The sequence below is a fragment of the Variovorax sp. RA8 genome, from assembly GCF_901827175.1.
Classification (GTDB): domain Bacteria; phylum Pseudomonadota; class Gammaproteobacteria; order Burkholderiales; family Burkholderiaceae_C; genus Variovorax.
Genome location: NZ_LR594662.1, coordinates 1722036 through 1746064 on the forward strand (window position 1 = coordinate 1722036; position 24029 = coordinate 1746064).

A 24029-nucleotide genomic window follows, 5' to 3' on the forward strand; every position below is an offset into this window, starting at 1 on the left:
TCAAGCTTACGAGTGAATTGCCTTTTCGAAGGCTTTTCCGTGCGGCTGGAAGTCAGAAGTCACATGCGCGTCAGAGTGCAATGCGAGGATGAGCAGTGACGGTCGTGGACGCTGGTAGGGAATGCAATCTGCGCCTCGAATCCTGAGGTTCCCGATGTCCGCGACCGTCTCTACAACAAGCCTGGGTCCTGGAACGCAGTCGCCAGAGCTGGAAATTGCGCCCCTGATGGAGGAAGAGCTCTTCCTAATAGTCCGCAGAAGTCAGAAGGCCGGGACAAAAGAAGTGCGTGCGGCTCGCACGCTTGCAGAAGTGGCGAAGCTGCCTCTGGTCATACCCACCCGACCAAATGCAATTCGCATGCTCGTGGAAATGCAGATGGCAGAGATCGGCTCCCGGCCGAGCATTGCTCTTGAAATAGACGGGATTACCGCAATCCTGGATCTGGTAGCCGACGGCGCAGGCCACGCCATTCTGCCGAGGCATTCGTTGCGAACGTCAGACCAACCCCGCGCCTTCGTCACCCATCCGATCGTGCAGCCGAGCCTTCGCAGCAAGCTTACGATCGCCACCGCTGCGAACCGTCCGTCAACGCTGACCAGCAGGCAATGGTAAAGCTGGTTCGAGACGTTACGGCGGCGGTTTTTGAAGGATCAGCTCCGCCTGGACCCGGATGAGCGGAGGTGACGGAGCGAGCTGCACGACGTCCGCAGTTGCGTGTGGTAGACCCGCACGTCCAGGCTGCTAAGCGGCGTGAGCTAGCAGCCTGGATGCATCGAACAGAGACAAACGACGCGACCTGTCTTTCAGCCGCCAGCCGTGTAGGCCGTCTTCACCACCGTAAAGAACTCCTGCGCATACCGCCCCTGCTCGCGCGGCCCATAGCTCGACCCCTTGCGCCCGCCGAAGGGCACGTGATAGTCCACCCCCGCAGTCGGCAGGTTCACCATCACCATCCCCGCCTGGCTGTGGCGCTTGAAGTGCGTCGCGTACTTCAGGCTCGTCGTCGCGATGCCGGCCGACAGGCCGAACTCGGTGTCGTTGGCCGTCGCCAGCGCCTCCTCGTAGTTCTTCACCCGGATCACGCTGGCCACCGGCCCGAAGATCTCTTCCTTGTTGATGCGCATGCTCGCCACCGATTCGCTGAACAGCGCCGGCGACATGTAGTAGCCCTCGGTGTCCAGCTTCAGCCGCTCGCCGCCTGCGGCCAGCGTGGCGCCCTCGCCCTGGCCGATCTCGATGTAGTTCAGGTCTTGCTGCAGCTGGCTCTCGCTGGAGACCGGGCCGATGTCGGTGCCCGCAGCCAGCGCATCGCCGACCTTGATCTTCGTCATCCGCACCTTCATCGCCTCGATGAATTTCGGGTAGATGCCCTCGGTCACGATCAGCCGGCTCGACGCGGTGCAGCGCTGGCCGGTGGAATAGAAAGCGCTCTGCACGCTGAGTTCGACAGCCTGCTCGAGGTTGGCATCGTCCAGAACCACCTGCGGGTTCTTGCCGCCCATCTCGAGCTGCACCTTCTTGTGCCTGGTCGCGCACTGCACCGCGATGTTGCGGCCGACGCCGACCGAGCCGGTGAAGCTGATGGCGTGGATGCCGGGGTGGTCGACCAGGGCGTTGCCGATCACGCTGCCGCGGCCCATCACGAGGTTGAACACGCCGGGCGGAATGCCCGAGCGGCTGATGATCTCGGCCAGCGCCCAGGCGCAGCCGGGCACCAGGTCGGCGGGCTTGAGCACCACGCAGTTGCCGAACGCCAGCGCCGGCGCGATCTTCCAGGCGGGAATCGCAATCGGGAAGTTCCACGGCGTGATGAGCCCGACCACGCCGACGGGCTCGCGCGTGATCTCGACGCCGATGCCGGGGCGCACCGACGGGATGACTTCGCCCGACAGACGCAGGCATTCGCCGGCGAAGAACTTGAAGATGTGGCCGGCGCGCGTGGCCTCGCCGATGCCCTCGGGCTTGGTCTTGCCCTCCTCGCGCGCAAGCAGCGTGCCCAGTTCTTCCTTGCGCGCCAGGATCTCGTTGCCGATCTTGTCCAGCGCATCGCTGCGCGCCTGGAGGCCGCTGGTGGACCAGGCCGGGAAGGCGGCGGTGGCCGCGGCCACGGCTGCATCCACCTGGGCGGCATCGCCTTGCGCATAGTGGCCGAGCACGTCGCCCAGGTTGCTCGGATTGGTGTTCGGGCTGTAGCTGGCGCCGGCGCGCCATTCGCCGTTGATCAGGTTGTCGAAGTTGTTCATGTGCAGAGTTCTGAAGAAGGTGGAAGCTCGATGCGGTAGAAGCGCAGCGCGTTGCCGCTCATCACGGCCTGCCGCTGATCGGGCGTGAGCTCATCCAGCATGCGCGAGACGCCCTGCACCAACGGCTCGAAGCCGATGCGCAGGCCCGTCACGGGAAAGTTGCTGGCGAACATGCAGCGTTGCCAGCCGAAGATGGCCATGGTGTCGCGCACGATGCGCGCATTGGCCTCCCAATCCCAGGGCGCGTCGCGCAGACCGAACTCGGAGAGCTTCACGTGCACATTCGGCTGACGCGCGAGGATTTCCATCCCGCCACGCCAGCGCGCAAGGCCTTCCTCGCTGCGGTCCCATGCCAGGCCATGGTGGTTGAGCACCATCGGCACGCGCGGGAACATCGCCGCGACCTGGGCCGCCTCGGCCAGGTGCCAGGCAGGTACGCGCATGTCCCAGCTCAAGCCGTGCTTCTCCAGCAGCGAGAAGCCGCGCAGCCAGGCCGCGTCCTGCATGCTGCCTGCATGTCCCGCCACGCTTTGCCCCGGCACTGCCGAAGTCACCGGCTTGCAGCGAATGCCGCGCACCAGCGGATAGCGCAGATGGTCGAGCAGACACTCCTCGGTGTCGGGCCGGTCGAGCCAGGCATGTGCGACCACTGCATTCGGAAGCGCATACGCGGCGTTCATCTCGTGCAGCCATGCGGTTTCGGCCACCTGCTCGCTGCGATCGCGCTCTGCCTCCACGTGCACCGTCGCCAGCACCCGGACACCGGCGCTCGCCGCGCGATAGTCCGCGGGCAGGAAGTTCCGGCGCAACGCTTCGTACTCGCCCAGAAAGAATCCCTGCGGGTCGTACGCCTGCTGCAGCCATGGATAGTTCCCCCGCGACAGGTCCCACAGGTGATGGTGCGCGTCGACGACGGGCATGAGCGGCATGTCAGTGGGCCCAGAGATACGAAGAGTCCGGTTCGCGCAGCGTGGCGAACTCGCGGTCGAACTCGAAGTTGTCCAGGTTGAGGCGACGGATCGTCTGATCCTGAAACGAGATCCAGGCTGCGCGCGCACCGGGATGCAGCGACAGCGCCAGCGGTTTGGCCGGGAGCACGACGCAGCGCCGCTCTTTCAGATCGGTGCCGAAGACCGAGAGGCTTTGCTCGCCCGAATTGGTAGCGAGCAGCACTTCATGGCCTTGGGCATCGGTGCTGCGGTACAGGCGATTCGGATCGCGCCGCGTCTTGCCGGAGGCAACCACCTTCATGCTGGCCGTGTCGATGGCCACGATGGTGTCATCACCCCGGTTCGCCACGTACAGCAGCGTCTCGTCGGCCGACAGCGCGTTGCCTTCGGGCACCGGGCCCGGCACCACGGCCACAGGCGCGAAGGTCGGATCGTGCGGCTTGATCCTGGTGACGGTGTTGGACAGCAGGTTGAGCGCGTAGGCGGTCTGCGCGTCCTGCGTCAGCGCGAACAGGTGGGTCTTGTAGCCGCCCGAGGCAACGGCAAGATCCGGCACATGGCGATGGACCGGGTCGGAGAAGCGCAGCAGCACGTTGTGGGCTTCGGACATCACGTACAGGCGGCCCTCCGCGTCCACGGAGAGGCCATGCGGGCGGTAGTAGGGCCAGATATCGAGCGTGGCGACGTGCTCGCGCCGGTCCAGGTCGATCACGAACACCGAATGTCCGCCCGCCTCGCCCAGATGGCTGGCGGTCTCGATGCCGTAGTGCCCCACATAGGCGCGCTTGCGCACCAGGTCCACCGCGAACTCGTGCGGGAAGTTCGGCAGGACGATGTGCTTCTCGGCGCGGCCGGTGGCCGCGTCGTAGAAGCTGAAGGTATGGGCGCATTTCTGCACCAGCAGCAGGGTTTCACGAATGGACATCGCGCGGCTTTCTGGGATCAGCGGAACCAGCTGGCCGGCACCATGACCAGCTGCGGAAAGAGGACGAAAAGGAACAGCAGCAGCATCTGCGCCAGCAGGAAGGGCCAGACTCCCTTGATCACGGCATCCAGGCGGGTCTTGGCCACGCCTGCGACCACATTGAGCACCGTTCCGACCGGCGGGGTCAGCAGGCCGATCGCGTTGTTCATGATGAACATCACGCCGAAGTAGACGGGGTCGATGCCGGCCTTGGTGATCACGGGCATGAGGATGGGCGTGAGGATCAGCACCGTGGGCATGAGGTCCAGCGCCGTGCCAACCACGATGACGAGGATCATGATCACGAACATCAGCAGGATCTTGTTGCCCATGAAGGGCTCGAGCAGCGCCGAAGCCTGAGCCGGGATGTCGGCGATGGTGATGAGCCAGGCCGACACCAGCGCGCAGGCCACCAGGAACATCACCGTGCTCGAGGTCTTGGCCGCCGACAGCATGAGCTCGGGCAGTCTCTCGAACTTGAGCTCGCCGTGCACGAAGCGTCCCACCACGAGCGCATACACCACCGCCACCACCGCGGCTTCGGTCGGCGTGAAGATGCCGAACTTCATGCCGCCGATGATCACCCCGGGCAATGCCAGGGCCCAGATGCCGTCGGCCAGGCGCGCCGCAAGTTTGCGGGCATCGAAGCGGCCGGCGGCCGCGCCCGGCTCCTTCTTGGCACAGAGCCACCAGGTGAATGCCAATGCGCCGGCCATCATGAGGCCCGGGAAGATGCCGGCCATGAACAGCTTGGTGATCGACACCTGCGCCGCCACGCCGAACACCACGAACGCGATGGACGGGGGGACCACCGGCGCGATGATCCCGCCCGCGGCGATCAGGCCGGAAGCGCGCGGCACGTCGTAGCCGGCTGCGCGCATCATCGGAATCAGCAGCGCCGCCACGGCCGCCGTGTCGGCCACGGCGGAGCCGGAGATGCTGGCCACGACCACGCAGGCAATGATGGCGACATAGCCCAGCCCGCCGCGTACATGGCCCACCAGGGCTTCGGCCACCGCGACAATGCGCCGCGACAGCCCGCCCGCGTTCATCAGCTCGCCGGCCAGCATGAAGAAGGGCACCGCCATCAGCGGATAGTTGTTGACACCCTCGAGCAGATTCTGCGCCAGGATCTGCGTGTCGAAGCTGTTGAGATGGATCATCAGCGCCACGCCGCACACCAGCAGCGCGAACGCGATGGGCGTGCCCAGCATCATGGCGCCGAGCAGGGAGAAGAGGAAGACAGAGATGGTCATGTCTTGTCCTCTTTCATTCGCCCGCGCTGACGGCTTGCGGCACCAGCTCCGCGCGCGTCATGCGCCCGACCAGCTGGCGCCACAGCGAATGCGCCTGCAGCAGGGCCATGCCGGCGCTGCTGATCAGCAGGGATAGATAGACCCAGCCCAGCGGCACCCCCGTCACGGGCGAGTGGTCGCCCATGCCGATCACCACCTGCTTCCAGGCGCCGTGCGCCAGCAGCACGCAGCAGCCCAGTACCAGCGCATCGGAAGCGAAGCGGCAGACGCGCTGGCCGGTTTCGCCCAGCCGGTCGACCAGGCTGGACATGCCGAGGTGGGCGCTGTCCTTCATCACCACGAGCGCGCCGATCAGCGTGAGCCACATGAAGACGAAGCGCGACACTTCTTCGGAGAACACGATGCCGGAGTTGAAGGCGTAGCGCAGAACGACGTTGCCGAATACCAGCACCACCATGACGGCGAGCAGTGCAACCAGCAGCCACTCCGTGGCGCGCGCGAGCAGATGGGATTTCATGGATGGCTCCCTGGCGCCGCGCTTACCTGACCGCGTCCACCGCGGCGAGCAGCTCGGGGCCGTTCTTGGTCACGTAGGCCTTGCGCACGACCTCGCCCACCACGGCCTTGAAGGGCGCGGGGTCGTAGCTCTCGATCACCGACATGCCCTGCTTGCGCAGGTCGGCGACGATGCCGGCCTCGTTCTTCTGGTTGCTGCTTCGCTGCAGCAGCTTGGCGTCGTTGGCGCTGTCGAGCAGCACCTTCTGCAGCTCGGGATTGAGCGCGTCGAACTTCTTCTTGCTGTAGACCAACGGCATGGCGGTGAAGGCATGCTTGGTGAGCGTCAGGTGCTTCTGGACTTCGTAGAACTTGGCAGCGTAGGTGATGTCCACCGGATGCTCCTGCGCATCCACCGCACCCGATTCGAGCGCCTGGTAGAGCTCGCCGAGCGGCATCGGCAACGGGTTGCTGCCCAGCAGCTTCCAGGCCTGGATGTGGACCGGATTGCCCATGGTGCGGATCTTCAGGCCCTTGACGTCTTCGGGCGTGCGAACGGCGCGGTTCTTGGTGGTGATCGAGCGGAAGCCCACTTCCCAGAAGGCGAGCTGCTTGAGGCCGTGGGCCTCGAGCTCCTTCATGAGGCCCTGGCCCACGTCGCCGTCCACTGTTGCGTAGGCATGGGCCGGGTCGCGGAACAGGAACGGGATGTCGAGCACGTCGAACTTCGAGACGAGTCCCGAGAAGTTGCCGCTGCCGGCCATCATCATGTCGATGGTGCCGCCGCGCACGGCGCCGAGCGTGGTCGTGTCGTTGCCGAGCTGGCTGCTGGGATAGACCTGGACCTCGAGCTGGCCCTTGCTGCGCTCCTTGACGAGCCGGGCGAATTCCAGCGCCGCCTGGTGCTGGGAGGCGGTCTCCGGCCCAGCATGGGCGAAGCGGATCTTGGTGACCTGTGCGTGGGCGGCCAGGCCGCCCGAGAGCAATGCGCTGCACAGGGCAAGCTTGAGGAAGGAAATGCGTTTCATGGTTTGTCTCCTGTAGGAATCTGTCTCGGGTCAAGGGAAGCAGGTTGAAAGCGGGCCGCTATGTCGCCCAGCGCAGCACCAGCGGATCGAGGCGGCGCGCCGTCTCGATCAGGCCCTTGCGGGTTTCCGGGTGCATGGCGGGCCAGGGGTGGCGCGGCGCTTCGCAGGTGATCACGCCACCTTCTTTCATCAGTGCCTTGGCTGCGAGGAAACCCGATTGCCGGTTCTCGTGATTGATCAGCGGCAGCCAGCGCTGGTAGAGCGCAAAGGCCTTGTCGCGATCGCCCGCGCGGTGCGCGTCGATGATGGGTCGGATGCCGTCGGCGTAGGCGCCGCCCGTCATCGAGCCGGTCGCGCCGGCGTCGAGGTCGGGCATCAAGGTGATCGCCTCTTCGCCGTCCCACGGACCTTCGACTGCGTCGCCGCCCAGGCGGATCAGCTCGCGCAGCTTCGAGGCGGCGCCCGCGGTCTCGATCTTGAAGTAGGCCACGTGCTCGATCTCCGTCGCCATGCGCGCGAGAAAGGGTGCCGACAGTACCGTGCCGCTGGCCGGCGCGTCCTGGACCATGATCGGGATGTCCACCGCGTCGGACAGCCGCGCATAGAAGTCGAAGATCTGCGGCTCGGGCACGCGGAAGGTGGCGCCGTGGTAGGGCGGCATCACCATCAGCATCGCGGCGCCCATGTCCTGCGCACGGCGGCTGCGCTCGGCGCAGACGTGGGTAGCGAAGTGGGTGGTGGTCACGATCACCGGCACGCGCCCGGCCACGTGTTCGAGGATGGTGCGGGTCAGGAGCTCGCGCTCGTCGTCCGCGAGCACGAACTGCTCGGAGAAATTCGCCAGGATGCAGATGCCGTCCGAGCCCGACTCGATCATGAAATCGATGCAGCGCTTCTGGCTCGCGAGGTCCAGCTCGCCATTGGCGGTGAACGGCGTCGGCACGACGGGGAAAATGCCGCGGTAGCGGGCAGGCTGGGTGAGGGTCATGGTGTCTTGAAAGAAATGCGCGTCAGGTGACCACGCTGATTTGCCAGGGAACGAACTCCTGCTGGCCGTAGCCGTGGCGTTCGCTGCGCGAAGGCTGGCCGGAGGCCGTGGCCAGAAGCATCTGGAACAGCAGCGCGCCGAGTTCCTCGATGCTTCGCGTGCCGTCGAGCACCTCGCCGCAGTTGAGGTCCATGTCGTCGGACTGGCGTTCCCAAAGTGCGGTGTTGGTGGCGAGCTTGAAGGAGGGGGAGGGTGCGCAGCCATAGGCCGAGCCGCGTCCGGTGGTGAAGCAGATCAGGTTGGCGCCGCCCGCGACCTGGCCGGTGGCGGAGATCGGGTCGTAGCCGGGCGTATCCATGAATACCAGGCCGTGGGCAGTCACCGGCTGCGCATACTCGTACACATCGACCAGATTGGTCGAGCCGGCCTTGGCGATGCCGCCCAGTGACTTCTCGAGCACGGTGGTGAGCCCGCCGGCCTTGTTGCCGGCCGAGGGGTTGTTGTCCATCGCGGCGCCGTTGCGGGCGCAGTAGGCCTCCCACCAGCGGATGCGCTCGACCAGCTTGCGCCCGACTTCGGGCGTCTGCGCCCGGCGCGTAAGCAGGTGCTCGGCGCCATAGATCTCCGGCGTCTCCGAAAGGATCGCCGTGCCGCCATGCGCAACCAGCAGGTCGACTGCTGCGCCGAGCACCGGGTTGGCCGAGATGCCGGAGTAGCCGTCGGAGCCACCGCACTGCAGGCCGACCACGAGTTGCCTCGCGGGGACGGTTTGCCGCTGCACGGCATTGGCCTGCGGCAGCATGGCCTTGATCCGTTCGATGCCGTGGGCGATGGTGCGCGTGGTGCCGCCGGTGTCCTGGATCGTGAAGCCGTGCAGCCGCTCGCTGTGCTGCAGGCCCTGCGTCGCGAGCAGCTTCGCGATCTGGTTGGTCTCGCATCCGAGGCCGACGACCAGCACGCTCGCGAAGTTGGGATGGCAGGCGTAGCCGCCCAAGGTGCGCTGCAGGATGGCGAGACCTTCGCCATCCGGGTCGACCGCGCAGCCGGCGCCGTGGGTGAGTGCCACCACACCGTCGACGTTCGGGAACGGCGCCAGCATCTCCGGGTGGATGTCGCGGCGGAAGTGGTCCGCGATGGCGCGCGCCACGGTGGCCGAGCAGTTCACCGAAGTGAGAATGCCGATGTAGTTGCGCGTCGCTACGCGGCCGTCATCGCGCACGATGCCCTCGAAAGTCGCCGACGCTGCGGTGTAAGCGGTCGGCCGTGCCTCGGCGCCCATCGCGTAGTCGCGCGTGAAGTCGCCCGTCGCGAGGTTGTGCGTGTGCACATGCTGTCCCGCACGGATCGGCTGGCTCGCGAAGCCGATGATCTGGCCGTAGCGGCGCACGGCAGCGCCCGGCTCGATCGCGCGCGTGGCCATCTTGTGGCCCGGCGGAATGAGGCCGGCTACCGCGATGCATTCGCTGTCGATCTGCGTGCCCGAGACCAGCTGATCGAGCGAGATCACGACATCGTCTTCGGCATGCAGGCGGATCACGCGTGCGTTCGGCTGGAATCTTGGGGACAACATGGCAGCGCCCGCCGTCACTCGACGATGTTGAAGTCCTTGAGGTACTCGGTCTTCAGCGTGAGACCGAGGCCCGGCTTGTAGTCGTCGAGCTGCACGAAGCCGTTCTCGGCCACCGGCTCGCCATCGAAGATGTAGTAGAACAACTCGTTGCCCACTTCCACGTCGTGCATCGGGAAGTACTCGCTCATCGGCGAGGCCAGCGTGCTCATGGTCAGGTGGTAGTTGTGCATCTGGCCCGCGTGCGGGATCACCGGCACGCTGTAGGCCTCGCACAGCGCGTTGATCTTGTGCGCGGCCGTGATGCCGCCGACGCGGTTGGTGTCGTACTGCACGACCGACACTGCCTTGCGGTCCAGCAGCTGCTTGAAGCCGTAGAGCGAGAACTCGTGCTCGCCGCCGGAAATCGGAATGCTGGTCAACCGGTTCAGCTCGGCATAGCCGTCGATGTCGTCGGCGATCACCGGTTCCTCCAGCCAGCGCGGCTGGAACTTCTCGAGCTTGGGGCAAATGCGCTTGGCGTACTCAACGTTCCAGCCCATGTAGCACTCGAGCATGAGGTCGTTGTCGTAGCCGATGACTTCGCGCACGGCCTCGACCGACTTCAGGTTCTCCGCCACGCCCTTCTGCAGGTGCGCCGGCCCGTAGCCGAAGCGCATCTTGAAGGCGGTGAATCCCTGGTCGAGGAACTTCTGCGCCTCGGCCTGCATTTCCTTCAGGTCGGTGCGATAGAGCTTGGAGTAGTAGCAGGGGATCTTCTCCTTGGTGCGGCCGCCGAGCAGCTTGAAGACCGGCTTGTTCACCGACTTGCCCAGGATGTCCCAGATCGCGAGGTCGACCGCCGAGATCGCCGCCATGGTCACGCCCTTGCGGCCCCAGGCATGGGTGGCGCGGTACATGCGCTGCCACAGGTACTCGTAGTCCCACGGGTCCTGGCCGATCACCAGCGGCGCGAGGTACTGGTCGATGATGGCCTTGGCGATGGCAGGCGCGAGGGCGACGTTGCCCAGCCCGACGATGCCGTCGTCGGTCTCGATCTCGACCACCGTCCACGAATGGAAGCGGAAGGTGCTCATGGTTTCCTGCGGCGCGTACAGCAGGTCCATCGCGTTGGAGCAGAAGTTGCCCTGCGGCGGAACGGTCTTGCCTTTCCACTCGTAAACACGGGCGCGTACGGATTTGATCTTCATGGGGTCTCTCTTGATTGACGGAGGGGTTCAAGCGGATACGTGGGTTGCGCGGCGGTGCGCAGCGCCCATGCGGCTCGCGATGCGGAAGGCCTGCCAGGTGGCTTCGACGTTGGCTTTGCCCAGGCCCACGATGTCGTAGGCGGTCCCGTGCGCGGGCGTGGTGATCGGGATCGGCAGCCCGCCCTGCACCGTGACGCCGCGGCTGAAGCCCATCAGCTTGATCGCGATCTGGCCCTGGTCGTGGTACATGGTCACGACGGCCTGGTAGTCGCCGGCTTGCGCCTTCAGGAAGATGGTGTCGGCCGGGAAGGGGCCATGGAAGGGCGACTCGGTCGGCCAGTCGCGCGCCTGCAGGCGCCGCACGGCCGGGACGATGATGTCGATCTCCTCGCGTCCGCAAAGGCCTCCATCGCCGCCGTGCGGATTGAAGGCCGCAACTGCAATCCTGGGTTGCGCCACGCCATTGGCCAGGAGCGAGCGGTAGATCAGCTCGGCTGCCTGCTCGATACGCTCCACGCTCAGATAGCCGGCCACGTCCTTCAGAGGCACGTGCGAGGAGATGCGCGAGGTCCAGAGCTCGCCGAGGGTGTTGAACTCGCAGAAGTAGCCGGTCACGCCCAGGTGCTCCGCGAAATGGTGCAGCTCGTCCTCGTGCCGCAGGCCGCCGATTTTCATGGCGTGCTTGTTGAGCGGCGCGAAGCAGATCGCGTCGACCTCGCCGGCAAGCGTCGCGTCCATGCACCGGTCGAGCACTTCGAGCACCGAGCGACCGCCAGGCGCCGCCGCCTGCCCGCGTTGCACAAGCGCCGGGTCGACGCTGTGCACGGCGAAGAAGGCAGGGCGCGCCGCGCTGGCGCGGCCGCGCACTTCAGCCAACGAGTTCACCTCGTCGGTGGCGACGGAGGTGCCGGCGATGCGTTGGCCTTCGTCCCACAGCCAGCGGTCGCCGATCAGCACGATATTGGCGAGCGCGGCGGCCTCCGGTTTGGCCAACAGCTTGGCGATCAGTTCGGCGCCGATGCCCGCGGGGTCGCCGAGGGTGAGCGCGACGACGGGAAGGGAGGGTGTGTTCGTCATGTCAATCCAGGCGGATGCGGTTCTTCTTGATGAGCTCGCCGAAGCGCTTGTATTCGGCGGCGTGGAACTGCGCGAATTGCGCCTGCGTCATGGGCGCAATCTCGGCGCCGATGGCCTGGAGGCGGGTCTGGGTCTCCGGCATCGCAAGCACCTGGTTGACCGCGTCATGCACCTTGTCTTGCACTGCCTTGGGCGCGCCGGCCGGCATGTAGATGCCGTACCAGGCGCTCATCTCGACGTGCGGCACGCCCGCTTCGGAGAGGGTCGGCACGTTGGGCAGCTGCGCATTGCGCTTGGCGGTGGTCACCGCGAGTGCGCGAACCTTGCCGTTCTTGATCTGGCCGATCACCGAGGGCAGCGTGTCGAAGCTCAATTGGACCTGCCCGCCGATCAGGTCGACCAGCGCCGGGCCGCTGCCCTTGTAGGGCACGTGCGCGATGTCGACGCCCGTCGCGTCCTTGAACATCTCGGCCGCAATGTGCTGCGTGCTCCCCGAGCCGCTGGTGGCGTAGTTGAGCTTGCCCGGGTCCTGCTTGGCCAGCTTGACCAGCGCCTGCACCGAATCAGCGGGCACGCTGTTGCCGATCACCAGCACGTTCGGCACCGCCCCCACAAAGGCCACCGGCACCAGGTCCCGGTTGTTGTCGTAGTTGAGCTTGAGCAGGTGCGGCGCGATCGCGTGCGCAGTAACGACGCCCATCACCATGGTGTGGCTGTCGGTCGACTTGGCCGTGACATCGGCGGCAAGGGTGTTGGAAACGCCGGGCCGGTTCTCGACCACCACCGGCTGCTTGAGCAAGGGGCCGAGCCGGTCGGCCACCGCTCGGGCCATCGCGTCGGTGCCGCCGCCGGGCGCAGAGCCGACCATGATCCTGATCGGGCGGGTGGGCCAATCCTGGGCCTGCACGGCGGTCGCGGCGAGCGCCAGCAACCCTGCGGCCGTGGCCGCAAAGAGCTTCTTCATCTGCTTGTCTCCAGACTGTTTCGGGGATTCGTTGGCGGCAATCGTAGGCACGCGATTGATGCACGTAAACTGAAAGCTCTTGATCGATCAATATCCTGAGGTAATCAATCATGGGCTCCATCGACAGGCAGGATTCGACCCCTCGGCTGCTCAACCGCGTTCGGATGAGGCAGGTGGCGCTGATGCTGGCGGTGGAGGAGCGGCGCACCCTGCGCGCCGCGGCCGATCAGCTCGGCCTCACGCAGCCGGCCGCCACCAAGATGCTGCATGAGCTCGAGAGCGCGCTGGGCCAGGCGATGTTCGAGCGGGCAGGGCGCGGACTGCGGCTCAATGCCGCAGGCGAGCGCGTGATGGGTTACTTCCGGGGTATTCGCGGCAGCATGGAGGCACTCAATCGCGAACTGCACGAGCTCCAGCTCGGCAGCGTCGGCAAGTTCTCGCTCGGCAGCATCATGGCGGCCTCACCCGGACGGCTGACCGATGCGCTCACTGAACTCAAGGCGGCCCATCCCTTGCTGGCCGTCGAGATTGCGGTGGACACCAGCGACAAGCTGCTCGCTCAATTGCACGAGGGCGTGCTCGAGTTGGTGGTGGGGCGCCCCGTCGGCCCTGAAGCGGCGGCCTGCACCTTCAGGGCCATTGCAGACGAGTCCTTGGCGGTGGTTGTCGGCAACGAGCATCCGCTGGCCGGGCAGTCACGCGTGGCCTTTGCCGATCTGCTGAAGTACACGTGGGTCCTGCAGCCGGCGCACAGCCCCATGCGCGATGTGATCGAGCGCGAGTTCCAGGCGCACCATGCGGTGATGCCACGCGGGTTGGTCGAGACCGGCTCGATACTCACGACCATCAACCTGATTCGCAAGTCGCAGATGGTGGGCGTGATTCCGGCGACGGTCGCGCGGCGCGACGCCGAGCATGGCGTACTGAGCATCGTGCGCTACCCGATCCGGCACAAGCTCTCCACTTACGGCAGCATCGTGCGCAGCGACCGGCCGCTCAGCGTTCCTGCAAGACAGTTCCTGGAGCTGTTGCACAGGAAGCGCTAAGCGTGCTGAAGTCCTGCTGCAGCCGCTGGTCTTGCTTAGCCGATGGTTCGGCGCAGATCAAAGATTTCCTTAGGCCACAAGATCGCGCATTTATAGATGGCCGCTATGTTTTGCAAGCTCCGCGCATCCTCGACGGGGAAGCACTGATGGCTCACGGTGTTCCCATCAAGTCCACCGAGGAATTCGAGATGGCGCGGCGGGCCGCGCTCCTTGCCGCAGAGGTCTAAGTATGGTCGAGCCTTACGTCGTGCCGGGGGTGAGCACGGAGGCGCTCGACCGCATCTGCCACGACCACATCGTGATTGTCCAGGGCGCTATTCCAGCCAACGTGGGGTATCAGGGGTATCCGAAGACCATCCTCACCTCCGTCAATCATGTGGTTTGTCACGGCATTCCCCTCTCACCGATACGGACTCGGAATGGACAGCCCTTACGAGGCCATCCTGATGGAGCACGAGCAGCGCGTCGGCGCCGTGTCGCTGCGAGATGCCATAAGTTATTGATTTTAAACAGTTTTCACTGCGATGGAGAGCTTCCTGCAGTTGCAGTGAAAAATGACGTAAGTTATTGATTTAATTGGTTTTTCACCATAATATAGAAGACCAGGAAAATACAGTGAAAATGGCTGGCATCATCGAGAACAGCGAAAGTCAGAAGCGGCAATACATCGACGCGGAGAGCGTCTTCGACGAGCTTCGGCGTGTGCGCAAGGACGCCGCTCAGACGCGCGGCGGAATGATCTGGCGGGAGATCTCCGGCGGGAGATATCTGATCCGGACGAGCCCAAAGGGTACCCATAAGTCGTTGGGCGCTGAGAGCCCCGAGACACTGCAGATCCACAAGAACTTCACCGAGCGTAAGGCTGCGGTCACCGAACGGCTGGCTTCGATCGAGAAGGCCGCCGATGAACAGCGCCGCTTGAACCGCGCGCTTCGCGTCGGCCGCGTACCTCCGGTCGTTGTAAACGTTCTGAACGCGCTCGATACCGCCGGACTGGCCGAGCATTTCACTGTGGTGGGCACCCATTCGCTGTACGCATACGAAAGCGCCTCTGGTGTTCGGTTCTTGCCAGCAGCGATGGCCACGCGAGACATTGATCTGCTGTTCGACACGCGCAAGCACTTGGCTTTTTTTTCGCTCATGAAGGAGGCAGACGCTTCCTTCGTGGGACTGCTCAAGAAGGCCGACAAGACGTTCGTTCGGCTCGAGGATAAAAAGGAGACGGTTCGCAACGCCGACGGCTTCGAAGTCGACGTGATCCGTCGCATGGCCAAGGACGGGGACCCTCACCCGCTGCGTCTGAGCGACGATGAAGACGATGTGTGGGCGGCCCAGGCGTCCACTGGCGACCGGATCCTAGGCTCGCCCAGATTCAGCCAGATGGTCATTGCGACCAATGGCGAGATGGCGGTCATGAACACGATGCATCCGATGGACTTCGTAAAGATCAAACGCGCGCTGGGCAACTTCCCTACGCGCGACCCTCTGAAGCGCACGAAGGACTTGCTGCAAGCAGACCTGGTCGAGGAGCTCGTTCATTCTCATATGCCGCAGTACTTGCGCGCGGAGGGACCGATCGAGGATCAAGATGAGCCGGCCACCAAGCCGCCGATTGGATGATGAGGAGCATTCCTCGCCCGACCTGGTGAGCCTTGCGTCAAGAGGCCGCATCACGACGCTGGGCGAAGAGCTGGTGGCCCGGATCGACCGCGATTCCTGGGCTGCATCGAGGCCTGGCTGGCGGCGGCGCATCCTCTCGCCGGCGTGCTGGAGCTCACCGACCGCATGCGGCGCGCCGACCATGAGCTGTTGCTTTCCTCGTCCCACGCCTCCCGAGCCACCTCCACAGGATCGCGGCTCGGGTTCCGGCTGTAGACCTCGCCGGCCAAGTCCAAGACCTGATGAGGGTCGGCATTGCCTTGCGCCAAGCTGCACCACTCGGCCAGGAAGGCGTGCTGCCACCTGAACCATGGGTCGTTCGCCAACTGCTCCAAGACGTCGTTCATTTCAGAATCTCCATCTGCCATTCCTGCAGCACCCACGCTTGTTCGTGCTTCTCCAGTCCAACGACACGGATCTCGTCGCCTAGCACGGAGGTCACCCGCGGCTCGTAGAGATACGGCCCGTTTTCGTCTGAGCCACCGAGGAACAAAACCACCACCATGCGATCTTCGGTGCTCTTGCGCATGCTCAGAAGCGTGCCCTGCTCCTTGGCTTCTGGTTCCAGGTCAGGGATCGCCCCCCAATCCGCCGCGGTGAAACTCTGACTCTCATGCTGTATAAATATACAGTTCCAGATGTCGCAGAATCTGTCGAATCTGCTACCAGTTTGGAGACGGCCATTTGCAGCCACTATCAAGCGGAGAAGCGCCGCAAGCAGCTCGAGAAGCGGTTCAGGCTCAAGCTGCCAGCCTGGCTGGGAGCCCCCGCCCGGGGGATTGCACATCTACCCGACGCAGATGGCGCCGTTCATCCGCCGGCCGCCCCAGCGTGGTTCCGGGGATGAGGCGGTGCCGGACTTTGAGTTCGTCGAGGGGCACTTCGGGCTCATGCCAGGCTTCGCCAAGGACACCGGCTATGGCAAGAACACGTACAACGCCCGAAGCGAGACCGTCGATCAGCTCGCCAGCTTCAAGCACGCGTGGGCTCAAGCTCGGCACTGCATCGTCCCCTGCGAGGCCATCTACGAGCCCGACTGGCGCACCGGCAACGCGATCCCGACCCGATTCACTGCGGCCAATGACGAGACGCTCGGCGTTGCCGGTCTGTGGGCACCATGGAGGAATTCGCAGACCGGCCTCTGGGAACTGAGCTTCACGATGCTCACCATCAACGCCGACACGCACCCGCTGTTCAAGGAGATGCACCGGCCGGACCTGAAGCGCCCGCCAGAACAGCAGGACAAACGTATGGCGGTGATCCTGCCCGAGACCCAGTACGAGGAGTGGCTTGACGCGCCCGTAGAGCGGTCGCGGGCTTTCCTGAACCAGTACCCCGCCGAGCGTCTGGTGATGACGCCCGAGCCGCCTCCGCCGAAGGTGCCCAAGCAGAAGCCTGAGCGCGCCAAGCCCAAGCAGCCCCCGGATCAGCCGACGCTGTTCTAGCCGTTGAGCGCCGCGATCGCCTGGAGGAACATGCCGCAGTCGAGCCAGCTGTGCTGAGTCAGCCGCGCGTCGATCGTGAAGATGAGTCCGATTGGGGCTTCGAAGCTGCGTGATTGCTTCCGCAATGGCTTCTACCTTGGCTTGGCGCGTGGCCCGAAAGGGAAGATCTTCATTTCACTCCCTTGTGGCCACAGCGCACTCGACAGCATAGATGAGCATGAGCTACACCGACACGCTCTGTGCACGAGCCGGTGAGTCAGTGGGACAAGGCGCCTGGGCGCCCCTGGCTTCAGGCCTGCAGATGCATCGCCATGGCTGGATCGCTGACGCCCGGCCTCCCGCTTTCGACGCGGCCGGCGAAGCGGCGCTCGAAGTTCTCGGCGCTGACGGTGAAGTCGTACCAGTCGCCGCTCGTCTGGAGGTTCCAGTGCTGCGTCTCGATGTCGCCGGGCTTGATGTCCATCGTCCACGGGCCGTGCTTGTTGTAGGCGTTGGCAGTGATCGTGACGCGACCACGCTGCTTGCCGTTGTTGCGCACCCTGAGGTAGAGATGGCCGCTGTGGGCCTGGTAGCCGACCTGGACTTCGGGCTGGAATGCCGCGGTGTCGTGGAACAGCGCGTCGCCCTCGAAGGTGCGCACGAAGCCGTTGGGACCGTAGACCCAGAGCTCGTACTTGCCGCTGTCGGAGGCGCCGGCGTTCCAGGTGTCGCTCAGCGTCTTTCCGGCCTCCACGGTGTAGCGGCGCGGAATGCGGTCCAGATGCAGCTTGTCGTAGACGTGGAAGACGGCGCCCTGCTTGCCGGTGTTGGCGAACATCAGCGAGAGCATGCCGCGCGAGTCCACCCGCGCGCTGGCGTGCAGCTCGTAGGGGAGCGCGCGCGACGGACGCACCCCGGCCTCCTGGAACAGCGGCTGAGGCGTGGCGGGGGCAGTGGTGATCGGGGCCGTGGGCAGCAGCCTCTGCGCCGCATTGATCGCGGCCCAGTTGCTCGTGTCGGGCAGTTGGGGGAAGACCGGGTCGTTCGGCCTGACGAAGTCGAAGCAGGAGGTGAGGTCGCCGCAGACTGCGCGGTGCCACGGGCTGATGGCGTCCACCGTGAAGCCGAAGCGCTTCTCCAGGAACATGCCCACGGAGGTATGGTCGAACACCTGCGAATCGACCCAGCCGCCCTTGCTCCACGGCGACACCACGTACATCGGCACGCGCGAACTCAGGCCCCACGGGCGAATCTTGCCGCTGGTGGTGTCATTGACGTTCAGGTAGTTGCCCACGGAGGCGTCGAAATACTCGCCGTCCAGCGCCACGGTGGACTTGCCCATCAGGTTGCCATTGGCGTCATACGACGGCACCGCCGGCATCGGCAGGTGGTCGAAGAAGCCGTCGTTCTCGTCGAAGGTCACGAAAAGGACGGTCTTGCTCCAGACCTTCGGGTTGGACGTCAGCGCGTCCAGCACATCGGCGGTGAAGTCGGCAGCGCCTGCGGTGCCTTCACTGCTGCCCGGGTGCTCGGCCAGGGCCTGCGTGGGCAGCACCCAGGAGACCTGCGGCAGGGTGTCGTTGATCACGTCCTGCTTGAGCTGGGCGAGGAAGTTGACAGCGCCGTCAGCCGATTCGGGGCCGCCCGTCAGGCCGTGCTCGTAGATCGGCGAACCCGGCTGCGCAGTGCGGAAACTCTGGAAGGCCAGGCAGCCGTGCATGGCGCCCGTCCAGTTGTTGTTCATGTTCTGGTAGATGTGCCAGCTCACGCCCGCCTTTTGCAGGACATCCGGCAACGTGGCCCACTTGAAGGCGGTGTTGACGTACTTGTAGTTGTAGGCACCTGTTGCGGGGTCGATCTGACCCGACCCGTCGGCCTGCTGCCCCCTTCCCGCGACCCACCTGGACGGGTTGGGCCAGCAGCGCGAGTTGACGGGCTCGCCGTCCGCGTGCGTGCTGTTGATGCCCCGCTTGCGCAGTTCCGGGTTGAAGTTGGAGCCCGACATGAAGACGATGCGGTTCGGGTCGGTGCCGGTGAGGACGGAACAGTGATAGCCGTCGCAGATCGTGAAGGCATCGGCCAGCGCGAACTGGAACGGAATGTCCTCGCGCAGGAAGTAGCCCATCGTCGCCTGGTTCTTGAACTGGATCCAGCGGTCCATCTTCCCCTGGTTCCACGCCGCCTGCTGATCGGGAAAATTGTGCGGCGTGCCGGATCCGATCAGCGCCCTGCCGATGGTGGAATCGCGGCGAAAGGGTTGGATGTCCGCGCCGCCGCTGGGGTTGGGCTGGAAATACACCGGTTTGCCGCTCGCCAGCGGAATCGGGAAGCGGTCGCCGAAGCCGCGCACGCCGCGCATGGTGCCGAAGTAATGGTCGAAGCTGCGGTTCTCCTGCATCAGGATGACGATGTGCTGGACGTCCTCGATGGAGCGGGACTTGACGTGCGCCTCGACCGCCAGCGCGCGGCGGATCGAGGGCGGCAACACGGTGAGAGCGGATGCGGCACCCAGGGTGCCGGCGGTCTTGCGAAGGAAGTCGCGTCGTGGGGGAATGTTCGTGGTCATGGTTCAACTCGAAGAAGGGGGAGGGCGGAAGGAAGCGGATCAGGGCGCCCCAGTCATGGATGGCGCTCATGGCGGAGCTTTTCTTGCTGAACATGGAGGTGGCCTGACCCCGATGAGCTTAGGTAGCCGGCGTGACAGGAAAATGAATTCAGCTCAAAGAGCTACTGCCAAAGCACTGAGCAGAGCTCAATGCGGGCCGTCGCCATCCATTGGATGGCGATGCGCGCCAAGCTCAGTAGCGCTTGAGCGAAAGCACGTCGAAGGTCCGGCGCAAGGTCTCGACCGAGCGGTCGTAGTCAGAGAGCGCGAGGCAGGCGATCAGCGCATCGATGATGGCCAGCTGCGCGAGGCGGCTGGTCATCGCTTCCGTGCGGAAGCTGGTCTCGCGGGCCATGGTGAAGAGCAGCACGTCGCAAAAGGCCTGGATCGGCGACTTGCCGAGGTTGGTGATGCAGATGGTCGCCGCGCCGGCCTCCTTGGCGAGACGCGTGGCCGTCACCGTCTCGTGCGTGCTGCCCGAATGCGAGATCGTCAGCACCGCCACGCCGGGGCCGGTGAGCGAGGCGCTGATGGCCTGCACGTGCGAGTCGACCACGACCTTGACGTCCAGCCCGATGCGCAGCATGCGGTAGTGCGCGTCCTCGGCGATGGTGGCCGCGCTGCCGACGCCGTAGATCTCGATGCGCCTGGCCTTCTTGATCAGCCGTACCGCCTTCTCCATCGCCTTGACGTCCAGGGCGGCCTGGGTGTCGAGCAGGGTCTGCACATTGCTCTGGAAGATCTTGCGGACGGTGGTGGCGACCTTGTCTCCGGGCTCGAGGTCCTCGTGGATGAACTGCACCGGCCGCACGACCTCCTGCGCCAGCGCGATCTTGATCTGCTGGAAGCCGGTGGCCCCGAGGTTCTTGCAGAAGCCCACGATGCTGCCTTCGCTCGACCCCGTACGCTCGGCCACCTCGCTCACCGACATGTGGACCACCTCCTGCGGGTTCTTGACGATGAAGTCGGCGATGCGCTGGCCGACCGGACCGAGCGAGGACCAGAGGCTTTCGATGCGCGCGAGCACGGCCGAGATCTGACCGTTGGGCGTTTGCACGCGCTTGGTGGACCTGGGGGACCTTCGGGCAGGCTGCGGCTTCATGGGCGCGGAGCTTACTTGGCCGCCACGCGCTTCACGCCGGCGCCGCGCACCTCGAGCCGGACCTGGTCCGCCACACGTCCGCGCGCATCGAGCAGCTCCACCAGGTGCCGGCCAGGCCAGGGCAGCCACTGGGCGCTGGCGCCGCGCGCGAAGGGCTTGCCGTCGATGCGCCACTGCAGGCCGCTGCTGCCCTCGGCCTCGAAGCGGACGCGCTGATGGCGCGGGGGGATGTCAGGGTCGAGCGCGATGATCGTGCCGTCCGTGGGAGCTGTGATGCGCGGCGCGGGCCCGGCCTCGGCCGCAGGCAATGCGAACAGGACCTGCTCGGTGCCGGCGATGAACCACTCGTCGCGCGCCGCCTCGAGCTCGTCGCCGAAGCTCACGCGCGCGCGCACCAGACCCGGCGGCGGCGCGGGCGCGCGACTGGCCTCGCGGCGGTGGAGGAAGGCCATCAGCTCGGCCCAGATCGGCGCGGCGCCACTGGTGCCGCTCACGTCCCACATCGGCGCGCCGCTGGCGTTGCCCACCCACACGCCGACGCTGTAGCGCTCGGACCAGCCGACCGCCCAGTTGTCGCGCATGTCCTTGCTGGTGCCGGTCTTCACCGCGCTCCAGAAGCGCGTGCCCAGCACACTGTCGACGCCGAAGGTGGGGGCGCGGGCGTTGGCGTCGCTCAGGATGTCGCCCACGATGAAAGCGGCACGCGGGTCGACCGCCGGGGTATTCGTATTGCTCCTTGCCCGTTGGGCCGAAGGCTGGGCTGGGGGCACGCGCCGCACCAGGAGCCGCGTCTCCCCGAACCTCCCTCCATTCGCCAGCGTTCGATATCCATTCGTCAGCCCGAGCAGCGAGACCTCTGCGCTCCCCAGCGCCAGGCTGTAGCCGTAGTAGTCCCCGTTCTGCGCCAGTCCCAGCCCCGCCGCGCGCAGCTGGCGCGCGAAGGCCTCCGGCGACACCATCACCAGCGTGCGCACCGCCGGCACATTGAGCGAAGCCGCCAGCGCTGTCCGCACCGAGACGTGGCCCTTGAACCGACGGTCGTAGTTCTGCGGGATGTAGAGGCCGCCAGCTGTGCTGATCTGCGCAGACGAGTCGTCGAGCAGCGAGGCCGCGGTGAGCCTTCGCTCGGCGATCGCCTGCGCATAGAGCAGCGGCTTGAGCGTGGAGCCGGGCTGGCGCTGCGCCAGCACGCCGTCGACCTCGGCCGCGCGGCTCAGCGTGCCGGAGGAGCCGACCCAGGCCAGCACCTCGCCGCTGGCGTTGTCGAGCACCACCAGCGCCCCGTCCTGGACGTTGCGGCCGCGCAATTCCCTCAGATGACGCTGCAGGGTCGTGAGTGCAAAGCGCTGCAGTGGCGCCCGCAGCGTGGTGCGAATGTCCCCGCCTTGCTCCCTCTCCCTCCGGGTGAGGGCACGCGCGCTCGGCGGACCTTCGGCTTCTTTCAGCGCTCGCCGCGCCAGATGGGGCGCAATGCCTTCACTCGCCTCGAAGGCCCTGCGTTGCAAGGCCGCGCTTGCGAACATGTCGAGCGTCTCGCAATCTGCCCTGGCGCCTGCGTCCATGGCGCGCATCACCTCGCAGGCGCGTTGTGCAACCAAGGCCGGTTTGGCATTGGGCGCACGCACCAGCGCCGCCGCAACGGCCGCCTCGCGCGCATCGAGCCCGTGCGGCGCCTTTCCGAAGAGGGTGCGAGAGAGCGCATCGATGCCAACGATCTCGCCGCGGAAGGGCACGGTGTTGAGATAGCCCTCGAGGATCTGGTCCTTGCGCCATTGGCGCTCGAGCTGCTGCGCCGCCACCGTCTGCCCGAGCTTCTGCGCCAGGTCGCGCCCGCCGCTGCCGCGACGCAGGTCGTCGTCGAGCAGGCCCGCGAGCTGCATGGTGATGGTGGAGGCGCCGCGCGTGCGCGCGTTCCACAGGTTGCCCCAGGCGGCGGCCGAGACCGCGCGCCAGTCGACGCCGCTGTGCTCGTAGAACCGCTTGTCCTCGCTCAGCAGCATGGCGGTGCGCAGGGCCGGCGAGATCTCGGCCAGTGCAGTCCATCGTCCGCGGCGCACGCCGGCGTCGGTGCGCACGCGCTGCAGCAGCTCGCCATCGCGATCGAGCACCTGGATGTCGGAAGGGCGGAAGTCGCGTTTCACGTCCTCGAAGCTCGGCACCGCCTGCGCCGGGCCAGCCAGGGCGGCGAGCAGGCTCAGCGCCAGGAAGGCGTGTGGGGTGCGCGGCATGGGGCGCTAGCTTGCCACAGGCGGGAGCGATGCGGTCAGCCTGCGGCGACCTGCGCGGCGTGGGCGAGGATGCGGTTCGGGCCTACGTGCGAACGGGCGGGCGCCCGGGTTGCAGGTGCCTGCTGCACCACGCATCGTCGGGGCTTACCGACTGCTCAAGGAGATCCGATGAAAACTATTGTCACCCTGGTGATCGCTGCCACCGCCGCCCTGGCCGGCTGCGTCGCCGTGCCTTATGACAGTGGCCGATCGCCGCCGCGCGCGGGCTATGGGGATCGCGATCGGGACGGCGTGCCCAATCGCTACGACCGGGACCGCGACAACGACGGCGTGCCGAACCGCCACGACAGCCGGCCGAACAATCCGAATCGGTACTGAGGCGCAGGGGTCCCCCACCTGAGGAGCACGGCAACCGCCGCCGGCAGGCCGCCAAGGCAGGCGGTCAGGAGAACGAAACCTCCGACGATGAATATCAGCGCGCGCAGGAGGAGCCGTTCTGCTGGTGCGCTAGGTGTCGAGGATCAGCTGCGTCTGCGTGACGACGGCGCACAGCTTGCCTTCCGCGGAGCGGATCGTGGTCTGCCACACCATGGTGGTCCGGCCCCGGTGCAGGGCGACGCTCTCGGCCGTGACCGTGGTGTTCACGCGCGCAGCGCCGATGAACTTGGTGCTGGAGTCGGTAGTCGTGGTCCGCTTGCCTTGCAGCATGTTGATCACGGTGCCGACCGCCCCGAGCGTGTCGGCGAAGGCCATGTAGGCGCCGCCGTGCAGGATGCCGCCGGCGGTGCAGAGGTCGGGGCGGACGACCAGCTCGGCGACCACGCGCTCCGGTTCGAGCGTGAGGAGGCGAACGCCCATCAGGCCGGGAAACACCGGGTCGAGGATCTTCTGAACGGCTTCGAGCGCGGGGAGAGGTTGGGTCATGGCGCGGCCCTTCTTGGCCTTAGTCGGCGGAAACCGGCTTGTACGGCGGCGTTCCGAATCGGTTTGCCGACCTGGATCGCGCCCGCTCGGCTTCGATCTCCCGGTCGCGCGGATCGGCCGTAGTGACCAGCGTATCGATCAGCCTGCGGGCTGTGCTTGCGACGTCTTCCACGGCGCGCTGGAATGCCTCCTGGTTGAGCTTCGACGGGCTGTTGAAGCCGCTGAGCTTGCGCACGAACTGCAGGGACGCGGCCCGTATTTCTTCATCCGTCGCCGGCGGCTCGAAGTTGAACAGGGTCTTGATGTTCCGGCACATGG

Annotated in this window: 22 protein-coding genes and 2 pseudogenes; 6 read left to right on the top strand and 18 right to left on the bottom strand. The window is 65.9% G+C overall.

Annotated features, from left to right (window positions below; translation table 11 throughout):
* Positions 1-154 precede the first annotated feature (154 nt).
* Positions 155-613 carry a LysR substrate-binding domain-containing protein gene (locus E5P3_RS08210; protein ID WP_162585524.1) on the top strand — a complete coding sequence of 153 codons (459 nt, stop codon included), beginning with the start codon at positions 155-157 and terminating at the stop codon, positions 611-613.
* A 191-nt stretch (positions 614-804) separates the two neighbouring features.
* Here the strand turns inward: E5P3_RS08210 and E5P3_RS08215 are convergent, their stop codons facing one another.
* The 11 genes from E5P3_RS08215 to E5P3_RS08265 are packed head-to-tail and all read right to left on the bottom strand — an operon-like array spanning position 805 to position 12723.
* Positions 805-2244, bottom strand: coding sequence for an aldehyde dehydrogenase family protein (locus tag E5P3_RS08215; RefSeq protein WP_162585525.1), 1440 nt, complete (start codon positions 2242-2244; stop codon positions 805-807).
* On the bottom strand, positions 2241-3164 hold the full coding sequence (locus E5P3_RS08220) for an amidohydrolase family protein (protein WP_232073045.1): 924 nt from the start codon (positions 3162-3164) through the stop codon (positions 2241-2243). Before E5P3_RS08220 ends, E5P3_RS08215 begins: the two co-directional genes overlap by 4 nt.
* A 10-nt stretch (positions 3165-3174) precedes the next feature.
* On the bottom strand, positions 3175-4113 hold the full coding sequence (locus E5P3_RS08225; protein WP_197894008.1) for a YncE family protein: 939 nt from the start codon (positions 4111-4113) through the stop codon (positions 3175-3177).
* Between the two features lie 23 nt (positions 4114-4136).
* On the bottom strand, positions 4137-5414 hold the full coding sequence (locus E5P3_RS08230; RefSeq protein ID WP_162585528.1) for a TRAP transporter large permease subunit: 1278 nt from the start codon (positions 5412-5414) through the stop codon (positions 4137-4139).
* A 13-nt stretch (positions 5415-5427) separates the two neighbouring features.
* On the bottom strand, positions 5428-5931 hold the full coding sequence (locus E5P3_RS08235) for a TRAP transporter small permease (protein ID WP_162585529.1): 504 nt from the start codon (positions 5929-5931) through the stop codon (positions 5428-5430).
* A gap of 22 nt (positions 5932-5953) precedes the next feature.
* Complete coding sequence (locus tag E5P3_RS08240) at positions 5954-6937, bottom strand: TRAP transporter substrate-binding protein (protein ID WP_162585530.1); 984 nt, start codon at positions 6935-6937, stop codon at positions 5954-5956.
* Positions 6938-6995: 58 nt separating this feature from the next.
* Complete coding sequence (locus E5P3_RS08245; RefSeq protein WP_162585531.1) at positions 6996-7925, bottom strand: dihydrodipicolinate synthase family protein; 930 nt, start codon at positions 7923-7925, stop codon at positions 6996-6998.
* Between the two features lie 22 nt (positions 7926-7947).
* The gene (locus E5P3_RS08250) at positions 7948-9495 is read right to left on the bottom strand and encodes a UxaA family hydrolase (RefSeq protein ID WP_162585532.1); all 1548 of its coding nucleotides are present in this window, start codon (positions 9493-9495) and stop codon (positions 7948-7950) included.
* Positions 9496-9509: 14 nt separating this feature from the next.
* Complete coding sequence (locus tag E5P3_RS08255) at positions 9510-10682, bottom strand: L-rhamnonate dehydratase (protein WP_162585533.1); 1173 nt, start codon at positions 10680-10682, stop codon at positions 9510-9512.
* Positions 10683-10709: 27 nt separating this feature from the next.
* Positions 10710-11759 (bottom strand): 4-hydroxythreonine-4-phosphate dehydrogenase PdxA, encoded by a 1050-nt coding sequence (locus E5P3_RS08260; RefSeq protein WP_162585534.1) that lies wholly within the window; start codon positions 11757-11759, stop codon positions 10710-10712.
* A 1-nt stretch (position 11760) separates the two neighbouring features.
* Positions 11761-12723: a Bug family tripartite tricarboxylate transporter substrate binding protein gene (locus tag E5P3_RS08265; RefSeq protein ID WP_162585535.1), complete on the bottom strand. Its 963-nt coding sequence runs from the start codon at positions 12721-12723 to the stop codon at positions 11761-11763.
* 110 nt (positions 12724-12833) lie between these two features.
* Between E5P3_RS08265 and E5P3_RS08270 the strand changes: the two genes are divergently transcribed.
* From E5P3_RS08270 to E5P3_RS08280, 3 genes and pseudogenes are all read left to right on the top strand, one after another.
* A complete protein-coding gene (locus tag E5P3_RS08270; protein ID WP_162585536.1) occupies positions 12834-13769 on the top strand; it encodes a LysR family transcriptional regulator in 936 nt (311 codons plus the stop codon).
* A 146-nt stretch (positions 13770-13915) separates the two neighbouring features.
* A pseudogene (locus E5P3_RS08275) lies at positions 13916-14166 on the top strand (M24 family metallopeptidase); the annotation flags it as partial.
* A gap of 224 nt (positions 14167-14390) precedes the next feature.
* Positions 14391-15389, top strand: coding sequence for a GSU2403 family nucleotidyltransferase fold protein (locus tag E5P3_RS08280; protein WP_162585537.1), 999 nt, complete (start codon positions 14391-14393; stop codon positions 15387-15389).
* 382 nt (positions 15390-15771) lie between these two features.
* Here the strand turns inward: E5P3_RS08280 and E5P3_RS08285 are convergent, their stop codons facing one another.
* A complete protein-coding gene (locus E5P3_RS08285; RefSeq protein ID WP_162585538.1) occupies positions 15772-15957 on the bottom strand; it encodes a hypothetical protein in 186 nt (61 codons plus the stop codon).
* 271 nt (positions 15958-16228) lie between these two features.
* Here E5P3_RS08285 and E5P3_RS08290 point away from each other — a divergent pair, with 271 nt between their 5' ends.
* Positions 16229-16873: an SOS response-associated peptidase gene (locus E5P3_RS08290; RefSeq protein ID WP_197893947.1), complete on the top strand. Its 645-nt coding sequence runs from the start codon at positions 16229-16231 to the stop codon at positions 16871-16873.
* 14 nt (positions 16874-16887) lie between these two features.
* On the opposite strand, the pseudogene E5P3_RS08295 reads toward E5P3_RS08290, so the two are convergent.
* The 4 genes and pseudogenes from E5P3_RS08295 to pbpC all read right to left on the bottom strand — a co-directional run.
* A pseudogene (locus E5P3_RS08295) lies at positions 16888-16983 on the bottom strand (nitroreductase); the annotation flags it as partial.
* Between the two features lie 179 nt (positions 16984-17162).
* On the bottom strand, positions 17163-19418 hold the full coding sequence (locus tag E5P3_RS08300; RefSeq protein ID WP_162585540.1) for a phosphocholine-specific phospholipase C: 2256 nt from the start codon (positions 19416-19418) through the stop codon (positions 17163-17165).
* 232 nt (positions 19419-19650) lie between these two features.
* Positions 19651-20484 carry a MurR/RpiR family transcriptional regulator gene (locus E5P3_RS08305; RefSeq protein ID WP_162589589.1) on the bottom strand — a complete coding sequence of 278 codons (834 nt, stop codon included), beginning with the start codon at positions 20482-20484 and terminating at the stop codon, positions 19651-19653.
* Positions 20485-20570: 86 nt separating this feature from the next.
* Positions 20571-22787: a penicillin-binding protein 1C gene (pbpC, locus tag E5P3_RS08310; protein WP_162585541.1), complete on the bottom strand. Its 2217-nt coding sequence runs from the start codon at positions 22785-22787 to the stop codon at positions 20571-20573.
* Between the two features lie 168 nt (positions 22788-22955).
* Here pbpC and E5P3_RS08315 point away from each other — a divergent pair, with 168 nt between their 5' ends.
* The gene (locus tag E5P3_RS08315; protein WP_162585542.1) at positions 22956-23165 is read left to right on the top strand and encodes a thrombospondin type 3 repeat-containing protein; all 210 of its coding nucleotides are present in this window, start codon (positions 22956-22958) and stop codon (positions 23163-23165) included.
* A 129-nt stretch (positions 23166-23294) separates the two neighbouring features.
* Here the strand turns inward: E5P3_RS08315 and E5P3_RS08320 are convergent, their stop codons facing one another.
* Positions 23295-23711: a PaaI family thioesterase gene (locus tag E5P3_RS08320; protein WP_162585543.1), complete on the bottom strand. Its 417-nt coding sequence runs from the start codon at positions 23709-23711 to the stop codon at positions 23295-23297.
* Positions 23712-23730: 19 nt separating this feature from the next.
* Positions 23731-24027 (bottom strand): DUF2277 domain-containing protein, encoded by a 297-nt coding sequence (locus E5P3_RS08325; protein WP_162585544.1) that lies wholly within the window; start codon positions 24025-24027, stop codon positions 23731-23733.
* Positions 24028-24029 lie beyond the last annotated feature (2 nt).

Excerpts from the sequence above, each read along its gene's own strand:
- E5P3_RS08245 (WP_162585531.1), bottom strand. The coding sequence starts at position 7,925 with ATGACCCTCACCCAGCCTGCCCGCTACCGCGGCATTTTCCCCGTCGTG.
- E5P3_RS08215 (WP_162585525.1), bottom strand. The coding sequence starts at position 2,244 with ATGAACAACTTCGACAACCTGATCAACGGCGAATGGCGCGCCGGCGCC.
- E5P3_RS08250 (WP_162585532.1), bottom strand. The coding sequence starts at position 9,495 with ATGTTGTCCCCAAGATTCCAGCCGAACGCACGCGTGATCCGCCTGCAT.
- E5P3_RS08325 (WP_162585544.1), bottom strand. The coding sequence starts at position 24,027 with ATGTGCCGGAACATCAAGACCCTGTTCAACTTCGAGCCGCCGGCGACG.
- E5P3_RS08315 (WP_162585542.1), top strand. The coding sequence starts at position 22,956 with ATGAAAACTATTGTCACCCTGGTGATCGCTGCCACCGCCGCCCTGGCC.
- E5P3_RS08260 (WP_162585534.1), bottom strand. The coding sequence starts at position 11,759 with ATGACGAACACACCCTCCCTTCCCGTCGTCGCGCTCACCCTCGGCGAC.
- E5P3_RS08235 (WP_162585529.1), bottom strand. The coding sequence starts at position 5,931 with ATGAAATCCCATCTGCTCGCGCGCGCCACGGAGTGGCTGCTGGTTGCA.
- E5P3_RS08300 (WP_162585540.1), bottom strand. The coding sequence starts at position 19,418 with ATGACCACGAACATTCCCCCACGACGCGACTTCCTTCGCAAGACCGCC.
- E5P3_RS08220 (WP_232073045.1), bottom strand. The coding sequence starts at position 3,164 with ATGCCCGTCGTCGACGCGCACCATCACCTGTGGGACCTGTCGCGGGGG.
- E5P3_RS08255 (WP_162585533.1), bottom strand. The coding sequence starts at position 10,682 with ATGAAGATCAAATCCGTACGCGCCCGTGTTTACGAGTGGAAAGGCAAG.
- E5P3_RS08270 (WP_162585536.1), top strand. The coding sequence starts at position 12,834 with ATGGGCTCCATCGACAGGCAGGATTCGACCCCTCGGCTGCTCAACCGC.
- E5P3_RS08210 (WP_162585524.1), top strand. The coding sequence starts at position 155 with ATGTCCGCGACCGTCTCTACAACAAGCCTGGGTCCTGGAACGCAGTCG.
- E5P3_RS08290 (WP_197893947.1), top strand. The coding sequence starts at position 16,229 with ATGGCGCCGTTCATCCGCCGGCCGCCCCAGCGTGGTTCCGGGGATGAG.
- E5P3_RS08285 (WP_162585538.1), bottom strand. The coding sequence starts at position 15,957 with ATGCGCAAGAGCACCGAAGATCGCATGGTGGTGGTTTTGTTCCTCGGT.
- E5P3_RS08320 (WP_162585543.1), bottom strand. The coding sequence starts at position 23,711 with ATGACCCAACCTCTCCCCGCGCTCGAAGCCGTTCAGAAGATCCTCGAC.
- E5P3_RS08265 (WP_162585535.1), bottom strand. The coding sequence starts at position 12,723 with ATGAAGAAGCTCTTTGCGGCCACGGCCGCAGGGTTGCTGGCGCTCGCC.
- E5P3_RS08230 (WP_162585528.1), bottom strand. The coding sequence starts at position 5,414 with ATGACCATCTCTGTCTTCCTCTTCTCCCTGCTCGGCGCCATGATGCTG.
- E5P3_RS08280 (WP_162585537.1), top strand. The coding sequence starts at position 14,391 with ATGGCTGGCATCATCGAGAACAGCGAAAGTCAGAAGCGGCAATACATC.
- pbpC (WP_162585541.1), bottom strand. The coding sequence starts at position 22,787 with ATGCCGCGCACCCCACACGCCTTCCTGGCGCTGAGCCTGCTCGCCGCC.
- E5P3_RS08240 (WP_162585530.1), bottom strand. The coding sequence starts at position 6,937 with ATGAAACGCATTTCCTTCCTCAAGCTTGCCCTGTGCAGCGCATTGCTC.